Source organism: Arthrobacter sp. Dra40 (assembly GCF_059091905.1).
On sequence record NZ_JBNHHB010000001.1, the window covers coordinates 16,416 to 41,766 of the forward strand.

A 25,351-nucleotide genomic window follows, 5' to 3' on the forward strand; every position below is an offset into this window, starting at 1 on the left:
AGTTCTGATATATCAGTCACACATTAGTCGTGATGGATCAGTTTGTTCAAAGGAGTTATCGGATGGTGAACACCCTTTCCGCCACCTTGGCGGCCGCGGATCCCGAGGTTGCCGCAGCCATTGGCCGCGAGCTGGAACGCCAGCAGTCCACGCTGGAGATGATCGCGTCGGAGAACTTCGCGCCCCAGGCCGTGATGGAAGCCCAAGGATCGGTGCTGACTAACAAGTACGCCGAGGGCTATCCGGGCCGGCGCTACTACGGCGGCTGCGAGCACGTCGACGTGATTGAGCAGCTGGCCATCGACCGGGTGAAGGAACTTTTCGGAGCAGAGGCCGCCAACGTCCAGCCGCACTCCGGTGCCCAGGCCAACGCGGCGGCGATGTTCGCCTTGCTGACGCCCGGCGACACCATCCTGGGCCTCAACCTGGCGCACGGCGGCCACCTGACCCACGGCATGAAGATCAACTTCTCCGGCAAGCTCTACAACGTGGTCTCCTACGGAGTGTCCGAGACCGACCACCGGATCGACATGGCGGAAGTAGAGCGGCTCGCCGTCGAGCACGAACCGAAGCTGATCGTGGCCGGCTGGTCCGCTTACACCCGGCAGTTGGATTTCGCCGAGTTCCGCCGCATTGCGGACAAGGTTGGCGCCTACCTGATGGTGGACATGGCGCACTTCGCCGGGCTCGTCGCCGCCGGACTGCACCCGAACCCGGTGCCCTTCGCCGACGTGGTCACCACCACCACGCACAAGACGCTGGGCGGCCCGCGCGGGGGAGTCATCCTCTCGAAGCAGGAGCTGGCCAAGAAGATCAATTCGGCGGTGTTCCCCGGCCAGCAGGGCGGCCCGCTGGAGCACGTCGTGGCGGCCAAGGCCGTGGCCTTCAAATTCGCCGCCTCCGACGAGTTCGCCGACCGGCAGCGCCGGACGCTGGAAGGCTCGCAGTTGCTGGCCAAGCGGCTGCTGACAGACGACGTTGCCGCAGCCGGCATCAGCCTGGTCAGCGGCGGCACCGACGTGCATCTGGTCCTGGTGGACCTGCGCCACTCGGAACTGGACGGCCAGCAGGCCGAGGACCGGCTGCACTCGATCGGCATCACGGTGAATCGCAACGCCGTGCCCTTCGATCCGCGCCCGCCGATGGTCTCGTCCGGCCTGCGCATCGGTACCCCGGCGCTGGCCACCCGAGGCTTCGGCTCGACCGAATTCACCGAGGTCGCCGACATCATCGCCACCGCACTGAGCCGCGATCCTGCCGCGGACCTGCTGGCCGAACTTCGCAGCCGCGTCACCGTGCTGGCGGAGAAGTTCCCGCTGTACCCCACCCTGAACGCCGAGCCGAACGGAGCCGCATAATGGCCGATCTGCTGCCCGAGCATCCCGATTTCCTGTGGCGGAATCCGGAGCCGAAATCGTCCTACGACGCCGTCATTGTTGGCGGCGGCGGCCATGGGCTGGCCACCGCCTACTTCCTGGCCAAGAACCACGGCATGACCAACATCGCCATCCTGGAACGCGGCTGGCTTGCCGGCGGCAACATGGCCCGCAACACCACGATCATCCGCTCCAACTACCTGTGGGACGAGTCGGCGGCCATCTACGAGCACTCGCTCAAGCTCTGGGAGCAACTGCCGGAGGAGCTCGAATACGACTTCCTGTTCAGCCAGCGCGGCGTGCTGAACCTGGCGCACACGCTGGGCGACGTCCGCGAATCCGTCCGCCGGGTGGAGGCCAACAAGCTCAACGGAGTGGATGCCGAATGGCTGACGCCCGAGCAGGTCAAAGAGGTCTGCCCGATCGTCAACATCGGCGATGACATCCGCTATCCGGTCATGGGTGCCACCTACCAGCCGCGCGCCGGCATCGCCAAGCACGACCATGTGGCCTGGGCCTTCGCCCGCAAGTGCGACGAGATGGGCGTGGACATCATCCAAAACTGCGAGGTCACCGGCTTCCTCAAGGACGGCGACCGCGTGACCGGCGTCGAAACCACCCGCGGCCGGATCCTGACGGACAAGGTGGGGCTCGCGGCCGCCGGGCACAGTTCGGTGCTGGCGGAACTGGCCGGCTTCCGGCTGCCGATTCAGTCGCATCCGCTGCAGGCCCTGGTCTCCGAGCTTTTCGAGCCGGTGCACCCCACCGTGGTGATGTCCAACCATGTCCACGTCTACGTCTCGCAGGCGCACAAGGGCGAACTGGTGATGGGCGCGGGCATCGACAGCTACAACGGGTACGGCCAGCGTGGCGCCTTCCACGTCATCGAGGAACAGATGGCCGCCGCCGTCGAACTGTTCCCGATCTTTGCCCGCGCACACCTGCTGCGCACCTGGGGCGGCATCGTGGACACCACCCTGGATGCCTCGCCCATCATCGGCCCGACACCAGTGGACGGCATGTTCGTCAACTGCGGCTGGGGCACGGGCGGCTTCAAGGGCACCCCGGGCGCCGGCTATACCTTCGCCCACACCATCGCCACCGGAGAAGCGCATCCGCTGAACGCACCGTTCGCGCTGGAGCGCTTCGAAACCGGCCACCTGATCGACGAGCACGGCGCCGCTGCCGTGGCCCACTAGGAAGGACTTCCTCGATGATCCTGATCGAATGCCCCTACTGCGGGCCACGCGACGAAACCGAATACCACTACGGCGGCCAGGCCCATGTGGCCTACCCTGCCGACCCGCACGCGCTGAGCGACCGGGAATGGGCCCAGTACCTGTTCTACCGGGAGAACCGCAAGGGCCTCTTCGCCGAGCGGTGGTCCCACGCCGGCGGCTGCCGGCGCTGGTTCAACGCCATCCGGGACACCGTCAGCTACGAAATCAAGGCCGTCTACAAGGCCGGCGAACCGCAGCCTGACCTGGCCGCGCTCGCCGCCCCGGCAACCGCAACCGCACCGGAAGGAGCCGCGAAGTGAGCACCACCCAGACCCACCGCCTGGCCGACGGCGGTCGCATCGACCGCGGAACCCAGCTGAGCTTCACCGTGGACGGCACTGCCTACACCGGCTACCGGGGCGACACCGTGGCCAGCGCGCTGCTGGCCAACGGGGTGATCCGCTGCGGGAACTCCATGTACCTGGACCGCCCGCGCGGCATCATGAGCGCCGGCGTGGAAGAAGCCAACGCGCTGATCCATGTGTCCGCCTCCGGGCCGGCCAACCCGGTGGACGAGTCCATGCTGACCGCCACCACCGTGGAACTGCGTGACGGCCTGCAGGCCCGCTACCTGTCCGGGCTGGGCACGCTGGATCCGCGCGACGACACCGCCCGCTACGACAAGAAATACGTCCACGCCGACGTGGTGATCGTCGGTTCCGGCCCGGCCGGCCTGGCGGCCGCCCACGAAGCAGTCCGCGGCGGCGCCCGGGTGATCCTGATTGAGCAGGACACCGAATTCGGCGGCTCGCTGCTGTCCGCCCCCGGCCAGCTGATCGAGGGCAAGCCGGCAGCCGAGTGGGCTGCGGAGGTACTGGCCGAACTCGCCGCGGCCGAGGACTGCACGCTGCTGCGCCGCACCGTGGCCTTCGGCAGCTACGACTCCAACTACCTGCTGGCCAGCCAGCGCCGCACCGACCACCTGAGCGACGCTCCGGAAGGTGTCTCGCGCAGCCGGCTCTGGCACATCCGGGCCCAGCAGATTGTGCTCGCACCGGGAGCCCTGGAGCGGCCGGTCACCTTCGCCAACAACGACCGACCAGGCATCATGCTGGCCGGCGCGGTGCGCAGCTACCTCAACCGCTACGCCGTGGCCCCGGGCCGCGCATCGGTCTTCTTCACCACCAACGACAGCGTGTACGACGCCGTGGCGGACCTGCGGGCCGCGGGCATCGCTGTCGCCGCCGTGGTGGACGCCCGCGCCGAGCTGTCCGCCAAGGCGGCGGCGGCCCGCGACGCCGGCGTCGAGGTCATCACCGGTTCCGCCGTGGTGGGCACGGAGGCCGGCCCCGACGGCCGGCTCTCGGCCGTCACGGTGAGTGCAATTGACGACGGCGGTGGCCCCGCCGGCGCTACCCGGCGGATCGAGTGCGATCTACTGGCCGTCTCGGGCGGCTGGACTCCGACCATCCACCTGCACAGCCAGCGCCAGGGCAAGTCCCGTTGGGACGAGGATCTTGCCGCGTTTGTCCCGGTCGCTCCGGTGGCAGGCCAGCAGGTAGCCGGAGCGCTGAACGGCACCTACGACACCGCGCACTGCGTCCAGGAAGGTGCGGCCGCGGGCCGTGCGGCAGCACTGGCCGCCGGCTTCCCGGCAGACGGGGCGGAGGCGACGCATCACGCAGAGCCGGGCGCCGCCGTCGTTCTTTCCGCGGAAGACCGGAAGACGGCAGCGGGTGAAGTCCGCCAGCTGTGGCTGGTGCCGGCCGCGGTCCAGGACGGTGCCGACGCGGATTGGCGCAGCCATTTCGTGGACCTGCACCGGGACCAGACCGTGGCCGACGTGCTGCGGGCCACCGGAGCCGGCATGCGCAGCGTGGAGCACGTCAAGCGATACACCTCCATCTCCACCGGCGACGAACAGGGCAAGACCTCCGGCGTGAACGTGATCGGCGTGATCGGGCATGCGCTCAAGAGCGGAGACATCGGCTCGATCGGCACCACTACGTACCGCGCGCCGTACACCCCGGTGGCCTTCGCGGCGCTCGCCGGCCGCAAGCGCGGCGAGCTGTTCGATCCGGCCAGGCTGACCCCGATGCACGAGTGGCATCTGGCCAGCGGGGCGGAGTTCGAGGACGTGGGCCAGTGGAAGCGGCCCTGGTTCTTCCCGAAGGCTGGCGAGGACATGGAGACTGCCGTGCTGCGCGAATGTGCCGCGGTGCGCTCCTCGGTGGGCTTCATGGACGCCACCACGCTGGGCAAGATCGAGGTCCGCGGCAAGGACGCGGCCGAATTCCTGAACCGCATCTACACCAACGGCTACACCAAGCTGAAGGTGGGCAAATGCCGCTACGGCGTGATGTGCACGCCGGACGGGATGATCTTCGACGACGGCACCGTGATGCGCCTGGCGGAGGACCGGTTCCTGCTGACCACCACCACCGGCGGTGCGGCGAAAGTGCTGGACTGGTTCGAAGAATGGCTGCAGACCGAGTGGCCGGAACTGGACGTGGTCTGCACCTCGGTCACCGAGCAATTCGCGACCGTGGCCGTTGTCGGGCCGAAGTCGCGGGCGGTGGTGGCCAAGTTGGCGCCGGACCTGGATGTCTCCAACGAGGCGTTCGCGTTCATGGACTTCCGCGACGTCACGCTGGCCAACGGCATCCCGGCGCGGATCTGCCGCATCTCTTTCTCCGGCGAACTGGCCTTCGAAATCAACGTGGACGCCTGGTACGGACGGGTCGTGTGGGAGTCGGTGGCCGAGGCCGGCGCCGAGTTCGGCATCACCCCCTACGGGACCGAAACCATGCACGTGTTGCGCGCCGAAAAGGGCTTCATCATCGTGGGCCAAGACACCGATGGCACCGTGACCCCGCAGGACGCCGGCATGGAGTGGATTGTCTCCAAGGCCAAGGACTTTGTGGGCAATCGCTCCTACAGCCGGGCCGACAACGTGCGCGCCGACCGCAAACAATTGGTCGGTGTACTCCCGGTGGACCATGACGTGCTGCTGCCCGAGGGCTCGCAGCTGGTCAAGCAGGGCACCCGGGTCGCCCCGGCCGAGGCTCCGGTGCCGATGGAGGGCCACGTGACCTCCAGCTACCGCAGCGTGGCACTGGGCCGCACCTTCGGCCTGGCGCTGATCAAAAACGGCCGCGACCGCATCGGCGAAACCCTGCTGGCCCCGCTGGACGGCAAGCTGGTGGAGGTCACCGTGGCAGACACCGTACTCTTCGACCCGGAAGGAAGCCGCCGAGATGGCTGAGCAGCTGATGGAACAGTCCGAACACAACGTGACGCGGTCCGGCCAGCCGGTCCACCTGCGGAGCAGCCCGCTGGCCCACATGGCGGAAGCCATTCGCGGCGGCGAGGTGGCGGGGGAGCGCGGCGTGGCGCTGCGCGAAGTCCCGTTCCTGACCATGGTGGGCCTGCGCGCCGAGCCAGGTTCGGCCGCCGCTGCCTCGTTGGAGGCAGCAGCCGGAGTGCCGTTGCCCACCAAGGTTGGCCAGGTCACCGGCGAACCGGAGGGCACCGCGGTGCTCTGGCTGGGGCCGGACGAGTACCTGTTGGTCGCCCCGGATGGCTCGGCAGCCGGCGCGGACCTGGCTGCCGCGCTCGGCGGTGAGCCGGGCGCCGTCGTCGATCTCTCCGCCAACCGCACCACGCTGGAGCTGTCCGGACCGTCGGCCCGGCTGGTGCTGGAAAAGGGCTGCCATGCGGACCTGCATCCCCGGGTCTTCGGTCCCGGCACGGCGGTCACCACGCAGTTGGCCACGGTGCCGGTGCTGCTGTGGCAGACCGCCGAGCCTGACGGCGGCCAGGTGTACCGGATCATGCCGCGGGCGTCGTTCGCCGACTTCACCGCCCGCTGGCTGCTGGACGCCATGACGGAGTTCGCTGCGCCCGAGGTTGATTGAGATGGCACTGAGCGCGCTGGACCTGTTCTCGATCGGCATCGGACCGTCGTCGTCGCACACGGTCGGTCCGATGCGGGCCGCCCGGCAGTTCGCCGAGTCGCTGGCCGAGGACGCGCTGCTGGAGTCGGTGGCCCGGGTTAAGGCGGAGCTGTTCGGCTCGCTCGGTGCCACCGGCATCGGCCATGGCTCGGACAAGGCGGTGGTCCTGGGTCTGCAAGGCGAGGACCCGGAATCCGTGGACCCGGACGCGGCGGATGCCCAGGTGGAGGAAGCTGCCGCGGGCCGGAAGCTGCAATTGGCCGGCACACATCCGGTGGAGTTTGACCGGGCGGCGGACGTGGTGCTGCACCGCCGCCGCTCGCTGCCGGCCCACCCGAATGGGATGACCTTCACCGCGTACGACGCCGGTGGCTCGCCGCTGCGCGAATCCTCCTTTTATTCGGTGGGCGGCGGGTTTGTGGTGCCGGCCGAGGAAGCCGAGCAAGCGGTCAGTGCTGCGGCGGCGGACAACGGACAGATCCCGTATCCGTTCAGCAGCGGCGCCGAACTGCTGACCCGCTGCCGCGAGGCCGGGACGTCTATCGCCGGCGTGATGCTGGCCAACGAACTCACCTGGCGCAGCGAGGCAGAACTACGGGCCGCGCTGCTGCGAATCTGGGCCGTGATGCAGGAGTGCGTCGAAAACGGCTGCACCCGCACCGAGGAGAGGCTGCCCGGCTCACTGCTGGTCCGCCGTCGTGCTCCCGGACTGCGGCGGAGGCTGCGCGCCGCGGAGGCGGCGCGTGCCGCGGAAGGCACGCGGGATGCGGACCCGCTGTGGGCGATGGAATGGGTGAACCTGTACGCGCTCGCGGTCAACGAGGAGAACGCCTCCGGCGGCCGGATTGTCACCGCACCCACCAACGGGGCGGCCGGAATCCTGCCCGCAGTGCTGCACTACTTCACGAGGTTCGTGCCCGGCGCTGACGACGATGCGGTGGTGGACTTCTTGCTCACCGCGGCCGCCATCGGCATCCTGTTCAAGACCAACGCCTCGATCTCCGGGGCCGAAGTCGGCTGTCAGGGCGAGGTCGGTTCGGCCTGTTCGATGGCCGCCGGTGCCCTCTGCGCGGTGCTGGGCGGGACACCCGAGCAGGTGGAGAATGCCGCCGAGGTGGGCATTGAGCACAACTTGGGCCTCACCTGCGATCCGGTGGGCGGGCTGGTGCAGATTCCCTGCATCGAGCGAAATGCCATTGCCAGCGTGAAGGCCATCAACGCCGCGCGGCTGGCGCTGGCCGGCGACGGTGACCACCGGGTATCCCTGGACATGGCGATCAAGACCATGCGCGATACCGGGGCGGACATGAAGGCTAAATATAAGGAGACGTCCCGCGGCGGGCTGGCCGTGAACGTCGTTGAATGCTGAACGAGAACGGGAACACCATGTCGATCCACAATGAGCACATCCTGACGCTTGACTGCCTGGAGCGGCTGGGCCTGGTGCATGCTGTCTCCGGCTTCCTGGTGGAGTATGGGCAGACCATCCAGGAGCTCACCCAGTTCGACGACCGGCGGTCCGGGCATTTCTTCATGCGCACGGACTTCGCCGGGCAGAGGGGCGGGGGCACATCCACCGAGGAGTTGCGCGCGGCGTTTGCGCCGCTGGCCGAACAGTACGGCATGGCCTGGCAGCTGGAACCGAAGGGCCGCAAGCGGCGGGTGCTGGTGATGGTGTCCAAGTTCGGGCACTGCCTGAACGATCTGCTGTTCCGCTCCCGGATGGGGGAGTTGCCGGTGGAGATCGTCGCCGTCGTCTCCAACCACCTGGACCACAAGGGGCTGGTGGAATGGCACAACATCCCGTACCACCATGTGCCGGTCACGCCGGAAACAAAACCTGCCGCCGAAGCCGAACTGCTGGAGCTGATCGACGCGCACGACGTGGAGCTGGTGGTGCTGGCCCGCTACATGCAGGTGCTCAGCGACCACCTCAGCCGGGAACTGACCGGGCGCACCATCAACATCCATCATTCGTTCCTGCCGAGCTTCAAGGGTGCCAAACCGTACCACCAGGCGTATGAAAAGGGTGTCAAAACCGTCGGCGCCACCGCCCACTACGTCAACGCCGAACTCGACGAGGGGCCAATCATCGCCCAGCAGACGGTGGAGGTGGACCATACTTTCGGCCCCGAGGACCTGGTGGCCGCCGGCCGCGATACGGAGTGCAAGGCGCTGACGAATGCGGTCAAGTGGCACTGCGAGGGACGGGTTATTTTGCACGGGAACCGGACTGTGGTGTTGCGGTAGTTTTCGGCTGTGGGATGGGTAATTTCCAACGCGCTTAGACATCTCGCTCGTTCCTCGCTCGACGATGCGCGCTTATGGAAACTACCCATCCCACTGAGACATCTCGCTCCTTCATCGCTCGGCGATGCGTGCTTATGAAATCGGCCCCGTGATAGGCGCCGACCACCGCCCTGCGGGTGTGATGTTCGTCTAAGTTTTTGCAGGAGTGCAAGTTTGCACTTGTGAATGTTTTTGGGCGCTGGCACACTGGTTCGGTGAGTCAACTAAATTCCTTGCGTGAGCGTAAGCGCGCCGAGTGCTGGGCCGCGCTGCATGATGCCGCGGCCGAGGTCGCGCTGCAAGACGGAATTGAGAGCGTCACGGTGGACGGGGTAGCCGACGCCGCCGGGGTTTCCCCGCGCACGTTTTTCAACTACTTTCCGTGCAAGGAAGACGCGGTGCTCGGCCTGCGCGAGCCGGTGCTCGACGAGGCCATGCTGTCCGGATTCGACGTCGACGCCAACCTGCTGGACGAAGTCGGCAAGCTGATGCTGGCGGTCACCCGTTCTATCCAAGGCGGAGACGATGCGATCCGCCACAGAATCATGCAGAAGTACCCGCACCTGCTGCACCGCCGCGTCCAATACGTGGTCAAGGTGGAGCAGTTGGTTACCAAGGCCGTCTCCGAACTGCTCGCGGGGTCCGACCGACTCGCGGACGCTGAACGGATTCTGGCCGCACACCCCATCGGCGGGCAATACACCCCCGAAGACGCTGCACGCATGCTCGTCATGACGGCGGGCACAGCACTCCGCTTTGCCATGCAAAAAACCATGTCCCAACCCACCCTGGAATCGCAGACCGAGGCGCTCGAGCACAGCTTGGCCCTGCTGCGCGCAGTCCTGAAGGAATCCGAATGAAGAACGAGAGCCTGCAGGCGCAACAGCGCCCCGCGGCATCCAAACCGTTGCAGTCGGGTCAGCATGGCCACAGCCATGGCAACCTGCTGCTGGTGATCGCAGCGTTGATGATGGCCATGTTGCTGGCCGCCCTGAACCAGACCATCCTGGCGACCGCCCTACCCACCATCGTGGGCGAATTAAACGGCGCCAACCTGATGCTCTGGGTGATCACCGCCTACATTCTGGCGGCCACTATCATGATGCCCATCTACGGCAAGCTGGGCGACCAGATTGGCCGCAAGTATCTGCTGGTCGGCGCGATCATCGTGTTCCTGATCGGTTCGGTGATCGGTGCCCTGGCACCGGACATGGGCTGGCTGATCGCCTCCCGGGTGGTTCAAGGCCTGGGAGGCGGCGGGTTGATGATCCTGTCGCAGGCCATCATCGCCGACGTGGTTCCCGCCCGGGAGCGCGGCAAGTACATGGGAGCGATGGGTGGCGTCTTCGCGCTCGCCTCCGTGGTGGGCCCGCTGCTGGGCGGCTGGTTCACCGAGGGGCCAGGCTGGCGCTGGGCTTTCTGGATAAATCTCCCCGTGGGCGCCTTGGCACTGGTTGGCGCGCTGTTCTTCCTGAAGTCGCGGCCGGTCACAGTGCGGCCGACGCTGGATTTCTGGGGCATGCTGCTGATGGCGGCTGCAACTACAGGGCTGGTCTTGGTGAGCAGCTGGGGCGGCAGCACCTACGCTTGGTCGGATCCCATGATTATCGGGCTGATCGCCGGAACCGTGCTGGCCGCCGTCGGGTTTGTGCTGGTGGAGCGGAAGACGGCCGAACCCATCATTCCCATGTCCATGTTCCGCGACCGCAACTTCATCATGACCACCATCGCGGGCCTGCTGGTTTCCGTGGCCATGTTCGGCGCGCTCGGCTACATGCCCACCTATTTCCAGATGGCGACCGGGGTATCCGCGACCGCGGCGGGCCTGCTCATGATCCCGATGATGGCGGCGCTGCTGGCTTCATCCTTGATCTCCGGCGTCCTGGTGTCTAAGACCGGCCGCTACAAGTGGATGCCGGTCGTCGGCTCCGCCATCGTAGCCGTCGCCCTGCTGCTGATGAGCTTTGTTCACGCGGATACCGGTGTCTGGGTGCTCTGCGCCTACCTGGGCCTGCTTGGTCTTGGTCTCGGCCTGAACATGCAGATCCTGGTGCTCATCGTGCAGAACTCCTTCCCGCTGCGGCAGGTGGGAACGGCGACGGCGGCGAACAACTTCTTCCGCCAAATCGGCGCCACGCTTGGGTCGGCCGTCGTGGGCAGCCTGTTCGCCCACCGCCTGGTGGATCTGCTGACCGACAGGCTGCCGTCCGCCGCGGTCGCAGCCACGGGCGGCGGCAACTCGCTGACTCCGGACATGGTGGAGCACCTCCCGGCACCCGTGCACGACGTCATCGTCGCGTCCTACAACGAGGCCTTGATGCCGTTGTTCCTCTACATGGTCCCGCTGGCCGTGGCCGCCACCGTGCTCTGCCTGTTCGTGGTGGAAAAGCCGCTGGCCACGACGCTGGAACCGGATGTCATGCCGGAGGCAATATCGGAAGGGAACGTGATGATCACCGCCGAGACCGAAGGCAACCATCCGGCGAATACGGATCTGCGCGGAGCCGAAGCCGGCCACCGGTAGCACCCGTCCGGTAGCGTGCCGCCGCTCCGGCAGCGGCGGCACGCTTGGAGTGTCCGTCTCGCGGCGCGGAGCCAGCCCGGGCAGCGCGGGGAGCCCGTGCCCGGTGGCTATGCTTGCTCGATGGGCGCATCAGCTGCATTACATAAAGAACCCCGCATCGTCGAGATCGAGTCGCTGGAGCACTTCGACCGGATGATTGCCCGGGCACCGCGCGGCGCTTGGCAGGAGACCGAACAGCGGCCGGGCGGCGGACGGCACGCCCAACTGCAGCAGGCCGGAAAACTCCGCGCCGGCAGGCAGCAGGCCGTTAGCCAGCCGTCGATGAACGGCTGGCACTTTCAATCGGTGGACCTCACGGCGCGCACCGACGCCCTGCGCAGCATGGATCCGGCGGCACGGTGCAGGAGATATTCCAGGACGCCTGCGAAAACTACTACGCCACGCCGGAAGCGCTCTCGCCGATGGTGCTAGTGGGGCGGAAATACTGGACCGAGGAGCTGCCGGCCTGGCCGCTGCTGCAGGCGCTGGCCCGCGGGCGCGACATGGAGAACTCCGTGCATCTCGTAGATACCGTGGATCAGGCCCTGGACGTCCTGTAGCGACGTCTTATAGCTCGGGAACGCACTCGCCCTGACCCAGCAAGGACAGGCCGGAGAGATCCCCGTCGGCAAATTCCAGGATGTCATGGGAGGCCTGCGCATACATCAGCTGGTTGGGGTCATCCACGTGGTCCAAGCCGATCAGGTGGCCCAGTTCGTGCATGATGATGGCCCGGGCGGAATCTTTGCCAGCGGGGGCACCGAGCAGCTGGCGGAATTGCGGGGTGTCCAGTTCTATCTGGCCGGAGACGTACGCGGACACCCCGCCCCGCGAGGCCCAGCCGCTGCCGCCCAGGCCAATGGTCGGGCCGGCCAGCGCGGGGCTGTGCTCGGGATCGGACCAGGCAATCAGCACCGGGGCCCAGCGCTCGCCGTAGCGGTCGGGCTGGTAGGACGGGCGTCGCTCGGTGGGCTTCTCGGTGGTGGTGCCTTCGTAGATGAACTGCAGGCCGGTGGCATCGGAGACACGTTGCACCGCCTGATGGACCAGGTCCGCGCCGCCCGCGGGGGAGCCCGCCGCTCGGACCACGTAACGGATCGGCCGGCACGGGTCGTAGGCGATGTAGTCCTGCCCTGTGGACGGCGAGGCGAGGAAGCGATACGAATTGCTCTCCGCGTACAGCGGCGCGGGAACGCCCAGCGGCGACTCCGCGATGTCGACGCCCGACGGCGGAAACCCGCCGTGGCCCAGGCCTTCGGCCGTGGATCCGCCGTCGAACGGGGCGCCGTGAGCCGTCCCGCTGGATTGCACCGCCGACGCGAGCCGCGGCTGAGCCAGCCAGATGAAGGCCCAGGCCACCAGGGCCGCGATGGCGGCAAGCAGGATCAACTTGCCGAACGGTGACGGACCGCCTGTGGGCTTCAGCTCCGGCCGAGCGACCGAGGCGTGCCGCGCCGATGGCAGCGGAAGGACGGGCTGGTGCCACGGAAGCGGGCCCTGCCGCGCGGTCGGGTTGACCCAGACATCTGGCTGTTCCGTGGCGTCATCAGACCGCTGGTGTCCGTCATACTCGGTCAGGGCCCACTGCGGCACCCGACCGGTCCGTGAGCTGGGCACGCGCCGATTAGGACCCGGCGCCTCGCTCGGGCCGTCGGTCGGCGGCCAGCTCATGGTCCCCCTCGCATGGCGGACAGCGGGAGCATCGTTGCCCCGCTTGCCTCAGAGTAACCAAGCCTCGGGACAAACGGTAGGTGTCTGCCAGATGGCCGGGGGATGAACTGACCAGCAGGCCGGGGGTCAGGCTGCGCCGGTGCCGAACAATGAGCCCAACAGGTAGGTGGCCAGCGCCGCGCCGAAGCCGATCGCCAGCTGTCGCAGGGCACGCTTGACCGGTGACGCGCCGGAGAGCAGTCCGACGATGCCGCCGGTCACCAGGAGTGCCAGGCCGACCAGTATCAGCGCGACCACCACGGCTGCGGTGCCCTGCAGGCCGAAGATGTACGGCAGGATGGGGATCAGCGCGCCGGAGGAGAAGAACAGGAAGCTGGACACGGCGGCATTCCAGCCGGTGCCGATCTCCTGATAGTCGTTCACGTAGGTTTCTGGCTCTTGCAGCGACAGGCTGGGATCGCAGTCGCAGTCCAGGTAGCCCATTCGTTCGGCGGCGCGGTGCTCGGCTGCTTCCAGGGTCATGCCGCGGGCGCGGTACACCAGCACCAGTTCATTGGCCTTCAGGTCCAGGTCCGGTGCCGCCCGCAGCGTGATCTGGGTGGGCCGGGTGGCGGAGAGCAGTTCCCGCTGGGACCGGACTGACACGTATTCGCCGGCACCCATGGAGAGCGCACCGGCCAGCAGTCCGGCGAAGCCGCTGAACAGGATGAACCCGCTCGAAACGCCGGTGGCACCGATGCCCATGATCAACGCCAGGTTGGAGACCAGGCCGTCGTTGGCGCCGAAGACCGCGGCGCGGAAGTTGCCGGAGAGCCGTGCCCGGCCGCGGGTGGCCAGGCCGCGGATGACCTCTTCATGGATCAGCTCGTCGGCGGCCATGGCCTCGGTAGCCGCGGGTTCGGTGGCGTAGGGGGAGCGACTTTCGGCCCGCTGCGCCAGGGCCAACACGAACACCGAGCCGAAGCGGCGGGCCAGGAAACGCAGCACGGTGCGGCGGAAGGACGGACGGAGCCGCTGGTGGCCGTGGTCGCCCAGCAGATCGCGCCAGTGCTTTTCGTGCCGGCCTTCCGCGTCGGCCAGGGCCAGCAGGATCTCGCGCTCCTCGCCGTCGCGGCGCTGGGCCAAGTCACGGTAAATGGCGGCTTCGGCACGTTCGTCGGCTAAATAGCGGCGCCATAGCCTGATGTCGGATTTCGACGGCGGTGCTTGGCCGTCGGAGTGGGGGTCCAGGGAGTGGGGGCCGGCTGGATCGGGGCTCGTTGTCACGCTGCTCCTGAGTCGGACCGGAGACGGTTCGATGATCTCCGGTCAGTTAACAATCAACTGACCGAAGGTCTCGCTCGCCTATGCGCAGGATCAGGTCATGCCTTTTCGTGCGCCCAGGTGGACTGCCGGGCCGCTCATGCTGGCCAGTATGTCGACAGGCCTCCACGCCCGTGCGCGTCGCCGCGCGGCGGTGGAGCTACTCCCCTTCGCAACCTCCATTGTAGCCGGTCGGGGAGCGCTGCCTGTTAGCGCGTGGCGACGGCCTCGGGATCCTAATGCGGGCGTTTGCGCCGGCTCGGGTCGGTCCAGCTGTCAATGAATCGGGTGAGGACGGGGCCGGCCACGGCCAGAATCAGAACATAGGCAGCGGCGAAGGGACCGACCGCCGTGTAGCCGGCTGAAACCGCCAGCCCGGCTATGATGACGGAAAACTCGCCACGGGTGGTCAGGGCTGTCCCCGCCCGTAGCCGTCCGCGGAGCTGGACTCCCTCCTTCCCGGCCGCATACCAGCCGGTGCCCATCTTGGTGGCGGTGGTGATAACCGCCAGCAGCAGCACCGCAGGCAGGATCGGCAAGACATCGGCCAGACTGATCGACAGCCCAAAGGTCAGGAAGAAAAACGCCGCGAAGAGGTCACGCAAGGGGCTGAGGATCTGCCGTGCGCGGTCCGCGAAACTCTGTGGAATCGCAATACCGACCAAGAAGGAACCGACGGCCGCTCCGGCTCCTACTCCTTCGGCGATGCCTGCCACCACCAGCGCAATGCCCAGCAGCCGCAGCATGACCTGTTCGTCCTGCGGGTGGGAGAGCAGGCGCCCCACCCGATGCCCCGCCTTGTGCGCCGCGGCCAGGATAAGGGACACCGCGCCAAGCGCCAGGGCAACGCCGCCAGCTGCCTGCCAGGCCCCGCCGCCGGAAAGGAAAACCACCAGCATCGGCAGGTACAAGGCCATCGCAATGTCCTCGAGCACCAGCACCGACAGGACGGCCGGAGTTTCCCTGTTCCCCAAGCGTCCGAGATCATCCAGCAGTCGGGCGATGATGCCCGAAGACGAGACCCAGATGACCCCGGCAAGGGCCAAAGCCGCCTGCCAGGGCAGGCCCAGCAGCAGTCCGAACAGGAATCCGGGGACAGCGTTCAAGAGGAAATCCGCTATGCCTGAGCTTCGGTGCCGTTGGAGGCTGTGCATCAGTTCGGTTGCCGTAAATTCGAGCCCGAGCAGGAGCAGCAAAAGAATGACGCCGATCTCCGCGCCGGCCTCCACGAAGGGGCCCGCCGCGTTCACCGGCAGTAACCGGCCCTCGCCGAAGAGCAGCCCGGACAGCAGGTAAAACGGTATCGGTGAAAGGCCGAGCCGGTGCGCGAGGAGACCGAGCCCAGACAGCACGGCGAACAGTATCCCCAGTTCGATCAGTAGAAGTGAGAGATGCTGCACGGCGGCGGACGGCTATCCAGTTGGCGGTGGACTGATCAGTTCTTCAACCGCGGACAGCCCGTCGGCTCCGCCCACGACGATGAGGACGTCGTGGGACAGCAGGCGCTGCTGCGGAGTCGGTGCGGTGATCACGGACTCCCCGCGGATTACCGCCACAATGGAACAGCCCGTCCGTGTTCGGGCCTTGGTGTCGCCAAGGGGATGGCCCGCGTAGGGCGAGTCCGGTCGAACCGTGATGCGTCTGGTTTCCAGCCCCGGAATTTCCTTGGAGAGCTGGGCGAAGCGCTGGGTTATCCGCGGGGCGCCGAGAAGGTCTGCGAGCTGTGACGCCTCTTCCGGTTCCAGTTGTAGGCGGCTGACCGCCCGGTCCGGGTCGTCCTCGTCGAACGTGAACAGGTCGGCCCCGCCTTCGCGGTCAATGACAAGAGCGAACCTGACTCCGGAATTGGCGGTGAAGTCATAACGGATGCCAACGCCCGGAAGGATGGTTTCCTCGATGTCCACACCACGATCTTAGGCTCGCGGGCCCTCGCCGTGGATAGGCCCGGGCGGTTGGGCATGGCGGTGACCGCGAGCACGGTGCCAGCGTAATGACCCAGGTCCTTGCCCAGCAGGCAACAAGTGTTGAATGTTAAGCTATTTGTGGTCTGTGGCACGCCGACTTCGGTCGCCGCGGCGCCAGTCTTTCCCGGCCGCCGCGTACCTGCTCCCACCACTTGCCCCCGAAGGATGTTTAGTGAAGGCACTGCCCGTCGAACCCAGTAACGACCCGGTGGCCATCGGGTCTCGGATCCGTGCAGCCCGCCAAGGGCAGCGCATGACCATCGAGCAGGTGGCGGACTCAACGGGGCTCACCAAGGGCTTCCTCAGCCGGGTGGAGCGGGACCTGACCTCGCCGTCTGTCGCGTCGCTCGTCACCTTGTGCCAGGTGCTGTCCATTTCGATCGGCGACCTCTTCTCCATGCCGGAAACGCACCTCTCGCGCGCGGGGCAGGGACCGCGGATCAGCCTGGGCGGCGAAGGCATCAAGGAGGAACTGCTGACCGCGCGGCACGAGCGCCGGCTGCAGATCATCCGCGCCGTGATCGCACCGCGCGGCCGTGGCGAAGCAGACCTCTATGCGGTGGATTGCGATGTGGACGTCCTCCACGTGATTGCCGGCCGCATCACGTTGGTTTTCACGTCCGAACGTTACGAACTTGCCGCGGGCGACACCATCTCCTTTTCCGGCCGCGAGCCACACACGTGGATCAACGAGACCGACGAAGAAGCCATCGTCACGTGGACTTTGGTTCCCGCCGCGGCCCGCTGACCCCCGCTGCGCAGGGGCATAGTTCGAGTCGGCGCGCATCGGTGGGTGCACTTCCACGCTCATCTGTGGTTGGCGCGGGCGTTCACACCGACCTAAGCGGACCAGACCGGCAACCTTGACTGTTACCGGCACCACAAATACCATTTCAGGCAACAGATGTTGCACATAGGGCAACCTTGCCCCGCGCCGGACGCCGCCGCACATCCCGTGCCGTCCGCGCATCGAAGGAGAACCATGGAAGAGCTTCGTGTGGAAGCCAACGGCCACCTCGGCCCGATCGACTCGTCCCGGATCCCGCGCTACGCCGGCGCCGCCACCTTCGCCCGGCTGCCCCGCTTGGACCAAGTGCAGCAGGCGGACATCGCCGTCGTCGGTGTTCCCTTCGATTCCGGCGTTTCCTACCGTCCGGGCGCCCGCTTCGGCGCCAACCATGTGCGCGAGGCCTCGCGGCTGCTGCGCCCGTACAACCCCGCCTGGGATCTCAGCCCGTTCGAAGAGGTCCAGGTGGCGGACGCCGGCGACATGGCCGTCAACCCGTTCAACATCAACGAGGCCATCGAGACCATCCAGCAGAACGCGCTGGACTTGACCGCCTCCGGCACCAAGCTGGTCACGATCGGTGGCGACCACACGATTGCCCTGCCGCTGCTGCGGGCGGCCGCCGAGAGCGCCGGCGGCCCGGTGGCCATGCTGCACTTCGATGCGCACCTGGATACCTGGGACACCTACTTCGGCGCCGAATACACGCACGGCACGCCGTTCCGCCGCGCGGTGGAGGAGGGCATCCTGGATACCGAATCCATCTGCCACGTGGGCACCCGGGGACCGCTCTACGGCAAGAAGGACCTCGACGACGACCACCGCTTCGGCTTCGGCATCGTCACCAGCGCGGACGTCTACTACCAGGGCGTCCGCGAAGTGGTGGCCAAGCTGCGCGACCGGATCGGCAACACCCCGCTCTACGTCTCCATTGACATCGACGTGCTGGACCCGGCCCACGCGCCCGGCACCGGCACCCCGGAAGCCGGCGGCATGACCAGCCGCGAACTGCTGGAGATCATCCGCGGCTTCCGCGGCATGAACCTCATCGGCGCCGACGTGGTGGAAGTGGCTCCGGCGTACGATCACGCCGAAATCACCGGGGTGGCCGGCAGTCATGTGGCCTACGAACTCGTCTCTTTGATGGCCGACAACGCCGCCGGCGGCGGCTCCCGCAATGGTTACGCCGCGCAAGCGCTGGAGGCTCCGCGGCCGTTGCAGCCGCAGGGCATCGCATCGGAGCAGGAGTCCTTCGAGTGACGGCGCCGAAGAGCGGGGCGCTTCCCGGCGCAGGCGCTGCCCATGCGGGGCCCGCCAAGCCCGCCGTGCGCAACGGCGGGGACCTCGTCGTCGAAACCCTCAGTGCCTTGGGTGCGACGACGGTGTTCGGCATCCCGGGGCAGCACGCCTTGGGCTTGTTTGACGCTTTGTCCAGGTCTCCGCTGCACTTCGTCTCCTCCCGGGTGGAGAACAACTCGGCGTTTGCTGCCGACGGCTTCTCCCGTGCCACCGGCGATGTTGGCGTGCTGTTCCTCTCCACCGGACCGGGCGCGCTGACCTCGTTGGCCGGGCTGCAGGAGGCCTACGCCACGGGTGTGCCGATGGTGGTGATCGCCAGCCAGATCCCGTTGGAAGGTCTCGGTGCCCGCCGTAAGGGGATGCTGCACCAACTCGACGACCAGAAGGCTTCGGCCGCAAATGTCACTAAGAGTCAGCGGCTGATCCAGCATGCCTCCGGCATTCCGTCGGCCATCCAGGATGCCTGGACCGAGGCCATCTCCTCGCCGCAGGGGCCGGTCTGGGTGGAAGTGCCGCAGAATGTTCTGCTGGACCCCATCATGGTGCCGCCGGTGGAGGATGCGCTGGCCGAAGCGTTCGACAATCCGCCGCGGACCGAGCTGGTCAAGGAAGCGGTGCGTTGGCTCACCGAAGCCAAGCGGCCGGCCATCATCGCCGGCGGCGGCGCCCGGCGGGGCAAGGCCGAACCGTGGCTGCTCTCCATCGCGGAGAAACTGCACGCCCCGGTGGTTTGCTCTCCGGGCGGCAACGGTGCGTTCCCCTGGAATCACGAACTGTCGCTGCAGTCCTGGGTGGAGGACCGGCATGTCACGGATGTCCTGGAAGAGGCCGACGTCCTCGTGGTGGTGGGCTCGTCGCTGGGCGAAGTGACCAGCAACTACTTCACCATGGAGCCACGCGGCCGGATCATCCAGATCGACGCCGAACCCCGCGTGCTCGAGTCCAACGGACCGGCGCTGGGCATCCGCGCCGACGCCGGACAGGCACTGCACGCGCTCGACGACGCCTTCTCTCGGGAGCTGCGGAACCGGCCGGACTGGCACGGCCAGACGCCCGAACAGCTGGTCAAGGACACACTCGCCAAGGTCCAGGCCCGGCTGGACAGCCAGGACCTGGCCAAGGAACGGGCCTTCATGGCGGACATCCGCGAGGCCGTCCCGGACACCATGCAGACCTTCTGGGACATGACCATCTCCGCCTACTGGGCCTGGAGTTGCTGGGACTCGCGCGAGGGCCAGTTCCATTCCGCCCAGGGCGCCGGCGGCCTCGGGTTCGGTTTCCCCGGCGCCATCGGCGGCAGCGTCGGCTTGGCCAGCCAGGGAAAGCCGGCCCGCGTGCTGGCCGTCTCCGGTGACGGTTCGGCCATGTACTCGATCAGCGAGCTGGCCACCGTGCGCCAGCACAACCTGCCGGTGACATGGTTGATTGTGGACGACGGCGGCTACGGCATCCTGCGCGAATACATGGAAGGCGCCTTCGGCAAAGCAACCGCCACCGAGCTGGCCCGGCCCGACTTCGTCGCGTTGGCTGAGTCCTTTGGCGTACCCGCCCGCCGGGTAGCGCCGGAGAACATCCGCACCGCGCTCGAGGAGAGCTTCGCCGCCGAGGGGCCGAACGTCGTCGTCGTGGAGACCCTGCTCAAGATGTTCGCACCCACACATCTCGACGGCTGACCCAAGGGCCGGGCTGGCATAGACCGGTCCCGCAGGCCAGTCGAGGTATCAGCAGGCGGCCTTCTCGGATCTGAGAAGGCCGCCTGCTGACTCTTCGAGGCAGCGAGGTGTGCGCCAGATCCCATTCATTTAGTTTGCTAAGACAACTAGTCGGAAGTTATAGTTGCTTCAGGCAAGTATAAGAATGAGGTGTGCCGTGGCTGTTGAAACCGAAACCGCCCAGGAACTAGTGGCAAGCGTCTTTTCCCTGCAGCGTTCCTTGCGTGCCGCGACGCACCACATGGCGGATCCGTCCGGGCCTGGCTTCGCGCTGCAAGGCGTTATGCGCATCATTGGCGAAGCGGGGGAGCTCCGTGCCACGGAGTTGGCGGCCAAGCTGGGCATCGGTCCGGCGGCCCTGAGCCGGCACATCGCGGACCTTGAGGCGTCCGGCTTTGTGCTGCGGAGACCACATCCCGACGACGGCAGGGCGTCGTTGATCTCGCTGTCCACGGCCGGCGAGGCCAGCATGCGGGCCGAGGCGATCCGCCGGGCAGCCCTCATGCAGGGCATGCTCGGGGACTGGTCCGAAGGCGAAGCCCAAGCCGCCATCATCGCCGTCGGCCGCCTTGCCGAGGCCCTCCACACCTCGATCCTGTCAACGAAGCCGGGAACCCACCGTTACGAACCCGCAGGAGTCTGACTCGTTGAACGAATCCACCGAACCAAACCAGACCTCAGCGGTGCTGCTCAAGGAGCGCACGCTGCATGAGAACGCTCCCGCCGAACGGACGAAAGCCGAACAGGCGCCCGCCAAGCGGATCTCCGCCGACGGCGATCTGATGAGCCACAAGCAGATCCTGCAGGTCCTCACCGGCCTGCTCGCCGCCCTGTTCACCGCGATGCTATCCAGCACGATCGTGGGCAACGCGCTGCCCACCATCATCGCCGACCTGCACGGCACCCAGACAGACTTCGCTTGGGTGGTCACTGCGGCGCTGCTGGCGAACGCGGCCACCACGCCGATCTGGGGCAAGTTCGCCGACCTGTACAACAAGAAACTGTTGGTCCAGCTATCCATCGTGATTTTCGTGGCCGGCTCCGTGCTGGCTGGGTTCGCCCCGGACATGACCACCCTGCTGGCCGCGCGGGTGGTCCAGGGCACTGCGATGGGCGGCCTGACGGCACTGGTCCAAGCCATCATCGGCACCGTCATCCCGCCGCGTGAACGCGGACGCTACGCCGGCTACATGGGTGCCGTCATGGCCGTGGCGACGGCCGGTGGCCCGCTGCTGGGCGGTTTCATCGTGGACAGCCCGCTGGGCTGGCGCTGGACCTTCTTCGTCTGCGTCCCGCTGGCCGTCATCGCGCTGTTCATGCTGCAGAAGACGTTGAAGCTGAGCCACGTCCGCCGCCACGTGAAGATCGACTGGCTCGGCTCCGTGCTGTTGACGGCAGGCGTGTCCATCCTGCTGATCTGGGTCTCCTTCGCCGGCCAGCCCGGCCACTATGAGTGGCTCTCCGGAACCAGCGCACTGATGGTGGGCATCGGCGTCGTGCTTCTGGTCGCGTTGGTCTGGGTGGAGTCCAAAGCCGCCCAGCCGATCATCCCGCTGAAGATCATCACCGAGCGCACCACGGCGCTGTCCATCATCGCTTCCCTCTCGGTGGGTGTGGCGATGTTCGGCTCCGCCACGTTCGTCGGCCAGTACTTCCAGGTGGCCCGCGGTGCGACGCCGACCGAGGCCGGCCTGCTGATGCTGCCGATGGTGGCCGGCAACCTGATCGGCGCCACGGTCTCCGGGCAGCTGATCACCCGCTACGGCAAATGGAAGCGTTTCCTGGTCATCGGGGCCATTCTGGTGATCGGTGGCACCGGCCTGGCCGGCATGATGGATCATCAAACGTCGCTGTGGCTGGCCGGCATCTTCCTGCTGCTGCTCGGCTTGGGCATGGGCCTGTTGATGCAGAACCTGGTGCTCGGCGTGCAGAACACCGTGCGGGCCAAGGACATCGGCGCGGCCAGCGCCTCCGTGGCGTTCTTCCGCTCCTTCGGCGGCGCCATCGGCGTCTCCGTGCTCGGCGCCGTGCTCGCCGGCCGGGTCAACACCCTGGCCACCGCGGGAATGCAGGAGGCCGGCATCCCGGTCTCCGGCGAGGGTGCCGGTGCCACGCTGGACTTCGCGTCCTTGCCTCCCGCCGCTGTAGAGGTCATGCGGTCGGCCTACGGAGACGGCACGGCCCTGATCTTCCAGCTGTCCGCCGTCATCGCGGTCGTGGCGCTGATCGCCGTGCTCTTCATCAAGGAACAGCCGCTGCGCCGCACTATCGACATCAAGCCCACCACCGCGAGCCCGGTGGAACCTGGCATCGTCGGTGGCGCCGGACCGGTGATGACCGGTTCGCTCCCGGTAGCCGACGGCGCCCGGCCTGACGGCGCCCGGCCTGACGGCGCCCGGCCCACGGGCGGCGGGCACGATGCGGCCGCTGGCGGAGAGCGCAGAAAATAACGACGACGAAGCGCCTCGCCCCTGGTGGACACCATCGGGGCGGGGCGCTCTTGCATCGGCTGCTGTAACTCCCGAGTACTAGGGTGCGCGGCCTTGGATGTGCGGGATTGCGCGGGACTATCGTGTCACAACCGCCGGTCCACGAGCCTGTTCAACCCAGAAACTCCACCAGCCGATCCTCGAGGGCAGCCAGATCGCCAGCCTTCTTGAACTCACACTCCCACACGGTGAGGACCTGCCAGCCGGCCTCCTGCAGCGCCGCCTCCTGGACCTTGTCTCGGGCCGCCGTCCGGGAGCGTTTGGCATCCCAGAACTCGGCGTTGGACTTAGGTGCATGCTGGCCGACCCTGCAGTCGTGGGCATGCCAGAAGCAGCCGTTGACGAAGATGACCTTGCGGCGCCCCGCGAACACCAGATCCGGTTTGCCGGGCAGCTTCTGGCTCCCGGCGCTGCCGTGCAGGCGGTAGCGGTAACCCCTGGCATGCAGCAGCTTCCGGACCAGCAACTCTGGTTTGGTGTTTTTGCCGCGGATCTTGGCCATATTGGCGCTGCGCTGCAGTGGGGTCAGCGAGTCAGCCATGGATTAAGTCTAGGTTGCACGGACAAAGGAGCCGGAGGCCATCCACCGCAGGTTTGGCGACCGGACTGGGGCGCCGGCCCAAGAAACGTGAAGTTTTGCGCGTGACTGCGCTCTCATTCGCGACCGGAACGGCAGCCGCCACACTATCCTTAAACGCTGAAGCGGCGGGCGAAGATCCGCCGCCCTTCCCTTTCGAAAGGACTCTCGATGCGCTTGATCGGCACTTCGGACCTCAAGATTTTCCCGCTCGCTTTGGGCGGCAACACCTTCGGCTGGACCTCCGACGAGCCCGGCTCGCAGCAGGTACTGGATGCCTTCGCCGATGCAGGCGGCAATTTCATAGACACCGCGGACAGCTACTCCTCCTGGGTTCCGGGAAACACTGGCGGCGAGTCCGAATACATCATTGGCCGCTGGATGGCCGAGCGGAAGAACCGTGATTCGGTGGTCATCGCCACCAAAGTCGGTGGACACCCGGAGCTTCAGGGCCTGTCGGCGGTGAACATCGCTGCCGCCGCGGAGGCTTCGCTACAGCGGCTGGGCACGGATCACATAGACCTTTACTACGCCCATTACGACGACGAGGGCACGCCGCTCATCGAGGCGGCCGCGGCCTTCGACGCCCTGGTCAAGGAGGGCAAAGTCCGCCAGATCGGGCTGTCCAACCTGCCCCCGGAGCGGATCGCGGAGTGGATCACCATCGCCCAGCAAAACGGATTCGCGCTGCCTGTGGCGCTGCAGCCGCACTACAACCTGGTGGCCCGCAAGGACTACGAGCAGGGTTATGCGCCGTTGGCTCGGGAGCACAACCTCTCGGTCTTCCCCTACCTCTCCCTGGCCGCAGGCTTCCTAACCGGCAAGTACCACAGCACCGACGATGCCGAGGCCAGCGCGCGCGGCGGCATGTTGGGGAATTACCTCACCGCCAAGGGCTTTGCAGTGGTGGACGCCGTGGAAACGGTCGCCTCCTCCCGCGGGATCTCCATCACGACGGCGGCGCTCGCCTGGCTGCTCAGCAAGCCAGGCATCACCGCGCCGCTGGCCAGCGCCCGGACGCCGCAGCAGTTGCCGGATCTGATGGCTGCCGCGGATGTGCAGCTGACCGCCGACGAGGTTTCCGCCTTGGACCAAGCGTCGCAGTCCTTCGCCTGAGCACTCCTCCTCAAGCGAGCGACTCTCAAACGAGCGACGGCGATGCCCACCGCCTGTGATCAGTTCACCGGGGTGGGCATCGCCGTCAGGTAGCGGAAGCTCCGCCGTCGTTGCTGTGGGGTTTAGAGCCAGCCTGCCGGATCCACGGTCTGGCCGTCCTTCACAACCTCGAAGTGCAGGTGGCAGCCGGTGGAGTTGCCGGTGGTGCCCAGCTCGCCGATGCGCTCGCCCTGGGCAACCTTCTGGCCCAGCGAAACGCCGATGGACTGCAGGTGGTTGTAGGTGGTCTTCAAGCCGCCGCGGTGCTCGACCACAATGCGGTTTCCGCCGCCGCCGACCTGCCAGCCGGCCTCAACCACCTTGCCGCCGTCGGAAGCGTTGACCGGGGTGCCGCAGCCCATCGCGTAGTCGATGCCGGTGTGCAGTTCGCCGGCCGCGCCGGTGATCGGATTCAGGCGGTAGCCGAAGCCGGAAGTCTGTTTCATGTGTGGAATGGGGGCCTTCAGGCTGCCGGTCGCGAAGCCGGCGGTCTTGGCCTTGGCTGCGTCCGCCTTCTTCGCTGCAGCGATGGCGGCTGCCTTCTTCTTGGCGGCAGCCTGGGCCTTTGCCTTCTTGTCCGCTGCGGCCTTCTGATCGGCTGCGGCCTTCTTGTCCGCTGCCGCCTTCTTCTTCTCGGCGGACGCGGCGGCAACCTTGATCTCTTCCTGGGCGGCCTTGCTGGCGGCCCAGGGCCGGTCGAACCGAAGGTCGGCATCCTTGGTGGCTTGGACGCTGACCGCACTGTTGCTGGACACGCGATCGGCGCGAACCAACTCGTCCGCGCCACCTGCATGGGCGACCGGGATGGCAATCACGGCCAGCATGCCGGCTGTTGCGGCCGCAATGCCTGCCTTGCGGGCAACCGCGTGAGCCGCGGCGGGCGCTTCTGCGCGGCGGCGGCCTTCGGGCTCGCCGAAAGCGCGAGAGATCAGGGAAAGGGGAGACGTACGGGTGTCGGAACGGCGACGACCGCGGACAGGGGTGTTCACAG

Annotated in this window: 23 protein-coding genes; 16 read left to right on the forward strand and 7 right to left on the reverse strand. The window is 67.1% G+C overall.

Annotated features, from left to right (window positions below; translation table 11 throughout):
* Nucleotides 1-62 precede the first annotated feature (62 nt).
* From glyA to AC5RWT_RS00115, 9 genes are all read left to right on the forward strand, one after another.
* Nucleotides 63-1,358: a serine hydroxymethyltransferase gene (gene glyA / locus AC5RWT_RS00075; RefSeq protein WP_494078608.1), complete on the forward strand. Its 1,296-nt coding sequence runs from the start codon at nucleotides 63-65 to the stop codon at nucleotides 1,356-1,358.
* Nucleotides 1,358-2,575, forward strand: coding sequence for a sarcosine oxidase subunit beta family protein (locus AC5RWT_RS00080; RefSeq protein ID WP_494044290.1), 1,218 nt, complete (start codon nucleotides 1,358-1,360; stop codon nucleotides 2,573-2,575). The genes glyA and AC5RWT_RS00080 overlap by 1 nt, the downstream gene beginning before the upstream one ends.
* A 14-nt stretch (nucleotides 2,576-2,589) precedes the next feature.
* On the forward strand, nucleotides 2,590-2,916 hold the full coding sequence (locus AC5RWT_RS00085) for a sarcosine oxidase subunit delta (RefSeq protein WP_494078609.1): 327 nt from the start codon (nucleotides 2,590-2,592) through the stop codon (nucleotides 2,914-2,916).
* Nucleotides 2,913-5,861, forward strand: coding sequence for a sarcosine oxidase subunit alpha family protein (locus AC5RWT_RS00090; RefSeq protein ID WP_494078610.1), 2,949 nt, complete (start codon nucleotides 2,913-2,915; stop codon nucleotides 5,859-5,861). Before AC5RWT_RS00085 ends, AC5RWT_RS00090 begins: the two co-directional genes overlap by 4 nt.
* 7 nt (nucleotides 5,862-5,868) lie before the next feature.
* Entirely contained in the window at nucleotides 5,869-6,513 is a 645-nt protein-coding gene (locus AC5RWT_RS00095) for a sarcosine oxidase subunit gamma (RefSeq protein WP_494078829.1), read from the forward strand.
* Nucleotide 6,514: 1 nt separating this feature from the next.
* Nucleotides 6,515-7,921 (forward strand): L-serine ammonia-lyase, encoded by a 1,407-nt coding sequence (locus AC5RWT_RS00100; protein WP_494078611.1) that lies wholly within the window; start codon nucleotides 6,515-6,517, stop codon nucleotides 7,919-7,921.
* A complete protein-coding gene (gene purU / locus AC5RWT_RS00105) occupies nucleotides 7,915-8,802 on the forward strand; it encodes a formyltetrahydrofolate deformylase (RefSeq protein ID WP_494078612.1) in 888 nt (295 codons plus the stop codon). The genes AC5RWT_RS00100 and purU overlap by 7 nt, the downstream gene beginning before the upstream one ends.
* A 272-nt stretch (nucleotides 8,803-9,074) precedes the next feature.
* The gene (locus tag AC5RWT_RS00110; protein ID WP_494078613.1) at nucleotides 9,075-9,701 is read left to right on the forward strand and encodes a TetR/AcrR family transcriptional regulator; all 627 of its coding nucleotides are present in this window, start codon (nucleotides 9,075-9,077) and stop codon (nucleotides 9,699-9,701) included.
* Nucleotides 9,698-11,365: an MDR family MFS transporter gene (locus AC5RWT_RS00115; protein ID WP_494078614.1), complete on the forward strand. Its 1,668-nt coding sequence runs from the start codon at nucleotides 9,698-9,700 to the stop codon at nucleotides 11,363-11,365. Before AC5RWT_RS00110 ends, AC5RWT_RS00115 begins: the two co-directional genes overlap by 4 nt.
* Nucleotides 11,366-11,503: 138 nt before the next feature.
* Here the strand turns inward: AC5RWT_RS00115 and AC5RWT_RS00120 are convergent, their stop codons facing one another.
* Complete coding sequence (locus AC5RWT_RS00120; RefSeq protein ID WP_494078615.1) at nucleotides 11,504-11,707, reverse strand: hypothetical protein; 204 nt, start codon at nucleotides 11,705-11,707, stop codon at nucleotides 11,504-11,506.
* 56 nt (nucleotides 11,708-11,763) lie between these two features.
* Between AC5RWT_RS00120 and AC5RWT_RS00125 the strand changes: the two genes are divergently transcribed.
* Nucleotides 11,764-11,964, forward strand: a complete 201-nt coding sequence (locus AC5RWT_RS00125) for a hypothetical protein (RefSeq protein ID WP_494078616.1) — start codon at nucleotides 11,764-11,766, stop codon at nucleotides 11,962-11,964.
* A 7-nt stretch (nucleotides 11,965-11,971) separates the two neighbouring features.
* On the opposite strand, the gene AC5RWT_RS00130 is transcribed toward AC5RWT_RS00125, so the two are convergent.
* From AC5RWT_RS00130 to AC5RWT_RS00145, 4 genes are all read right to left on the reverse strand, one after another.
* Complete coding sequence (locus tag AC5RWT_RS00130) at nucleotides 11,972-13,021, reverse strand: matrixin family metalloprotease (protein ID WP_494078617.1); 1,050 nt, start codon at nucleotides 13,019-13,021, stop codon at nucleotides 11,972-11,974.
* 180 nt (nucleotides 13,022-13,201) lie between these two features.
* Entirely contained in the window at nucleotides 13,202-14,341 is a 1,140-nt protein-coding gene (locus AC5RWT_RS00135) for a VIT1/CCC1 transporter family protein (protein ID WP_494078618.1), read from the reverse strand.
* Nucleotides 14,342-14,613: 272 nt separating this feature from the next.
* Nucleotides 14,614-15,729, reverse strand: a complete 1,116-nt coding sequence (locus AC5RWT_RS00140; RefSeq protein ID WP_494078619.1) for a cation:proton antiporter — start codon at nucleotides 15,727-15,729, stop codon at nucleotides 14,614-14,616.
* Between the two features lie 60 nt (nucleotides 15,730-15,789).
* Entirely contained in the window at nucleotides 15,790-16,281 is a 492-nt protein-coding gene (locus AC5RWT_RS00145) for a cation:proton antiporter regulatory subunit (RefSeq protein WP_494044301.1), read from the reverse strand.
* A 232-nt stretch (nucleotides 16,282-16,513) separates the two neighbouring features.
* Here AC5RWT_RS00145 and AC5RWT_RS00150 point away from each other — a divergent pair, with 232 nt between their 5' ends.
* The 5 genes from AC5RWT_RS00150 to AC5RWT_RS00170 all read left to right on the forward strand — a co-directional run bounded on the left by AC5RWT_RS00150 (nucleotide 16,514) and on the right by AC5RWT_RS00170 (nucleotide 22,589).
* The gene (locus AC5RWT_RS00150; protein WP_494078620.1) at nucleotides 16,514-17,089 is read left to right on the forward strand and encodes a helix-turn-helix domain-containing protein; all 576 of its coding nucleotides are present in this window, start codon (nucleotides 16,514-16,516) and stop codon (nucleotides 17,087-17,089) included.
* A gap of 234 nt (nucleotides 17,090-17,323) precedes the next feature.
* A complete protein-coding gene (gene speB, locus AC5RWT_RS00155) occupies nucleotides 17,324-18,388 on the forward strand; it encodes an agmatinase (protein ID WP_494078621.1) in 1,065 nt (354 codons plus the stop codon).
* A 65-nt stretch (nucleotides 18,389-18,453) separates the two neighbouring features.
* On the forward strand, nucleotides 18,454-20,100 hold the full coding sequence (locus AC5RWT_RS00160; protein ID WP_494078830.1) for a thiamine pyrophosphate-binding protein: 1,647 nt from the start codon (nucleotides 18,454-18,456) through the stop codon (nucleotides 20,098-20,100).
* Between the two features lie 196 nt (nucleotides 20,101-20,296).
* The gene (locus tag AC5RWT_RS00165; RefSeq protein WP_494044304.1) at nucleotides 20,297-20,782 is read left to right on the forward strand and encodes a MarR family winged helix-turn-helix transcriptional regulator; all 486 of its coding nucleotides are present in this window, start codon (nucleotides 20,297-20,299) and stop codon (nucleotides 20,780-20,782) included.
* A gap of 4 nt (nucleotides 20,783-20,786) precedes the next feature.
* A complete protein-coding gene (locus AC5RWT_RS00170) occupies nucleotides 20,787-22,589 on the forward strand; it encodes an MFS transporter (RefSeq protein ID WP_494078622.1) in 1,803 nt (600 codons plus the stop codon).
* 151 nt (nucleotides 22,590-22,740) lie between these two features.
* Here AC5RWT_RS00170 and AC5RWT_RS00175 read toward each other — a convergent pair whose 3' ends face one another.
* Nucleotides 22,741-23,169: a very short patch repair endonuclease gene (locus AC5RWT_RS00175; RefSeq protein ID WP_494078623.1), complete on the reverse strand. Its 429-nt coding sequence runs from the start codon at nucleotides 23,167-23,169 to the stop codon at nucleotides 22,741-22,743.
* A gap of 207 nt (nucleotides 23,170-23,376) precedes the next feature.
* Here AC5RWT_RS00175 and AC5RWT_RS00180 point away from each other — a divergent pair, with 207 nt between their 5' ends.
* Entirely contained in the window at nucleotides 23,377-24,321 is a 945-nt protein-coding gene (locus AC5RWT_RS00180; RefSeq protein ID WP_494078624.1) for an aldo/keto reductase, read from the forward strand.
* 122 nt (nucleotides 24,322-24,443) lie between these two features.
* On the opposite strand, the gene AC5RWT_RS00185 is transcribed toward AC5RWT_RS00180, so the two are convergent.
* Complete coding sequence (locus tag AC5RWT_RS00185; RefSeq protein WP_494078625.1) at nucleotides 24,444-25,349, reverse strand: M23 family metallopeptidase; 906 nt, start codon at nucleotides 25,347-25,349, stop codon at nucleotides 24,444-24,446.
* Nucleotides 25,350-25,351 lie beyond the last annotated feature (2 nt).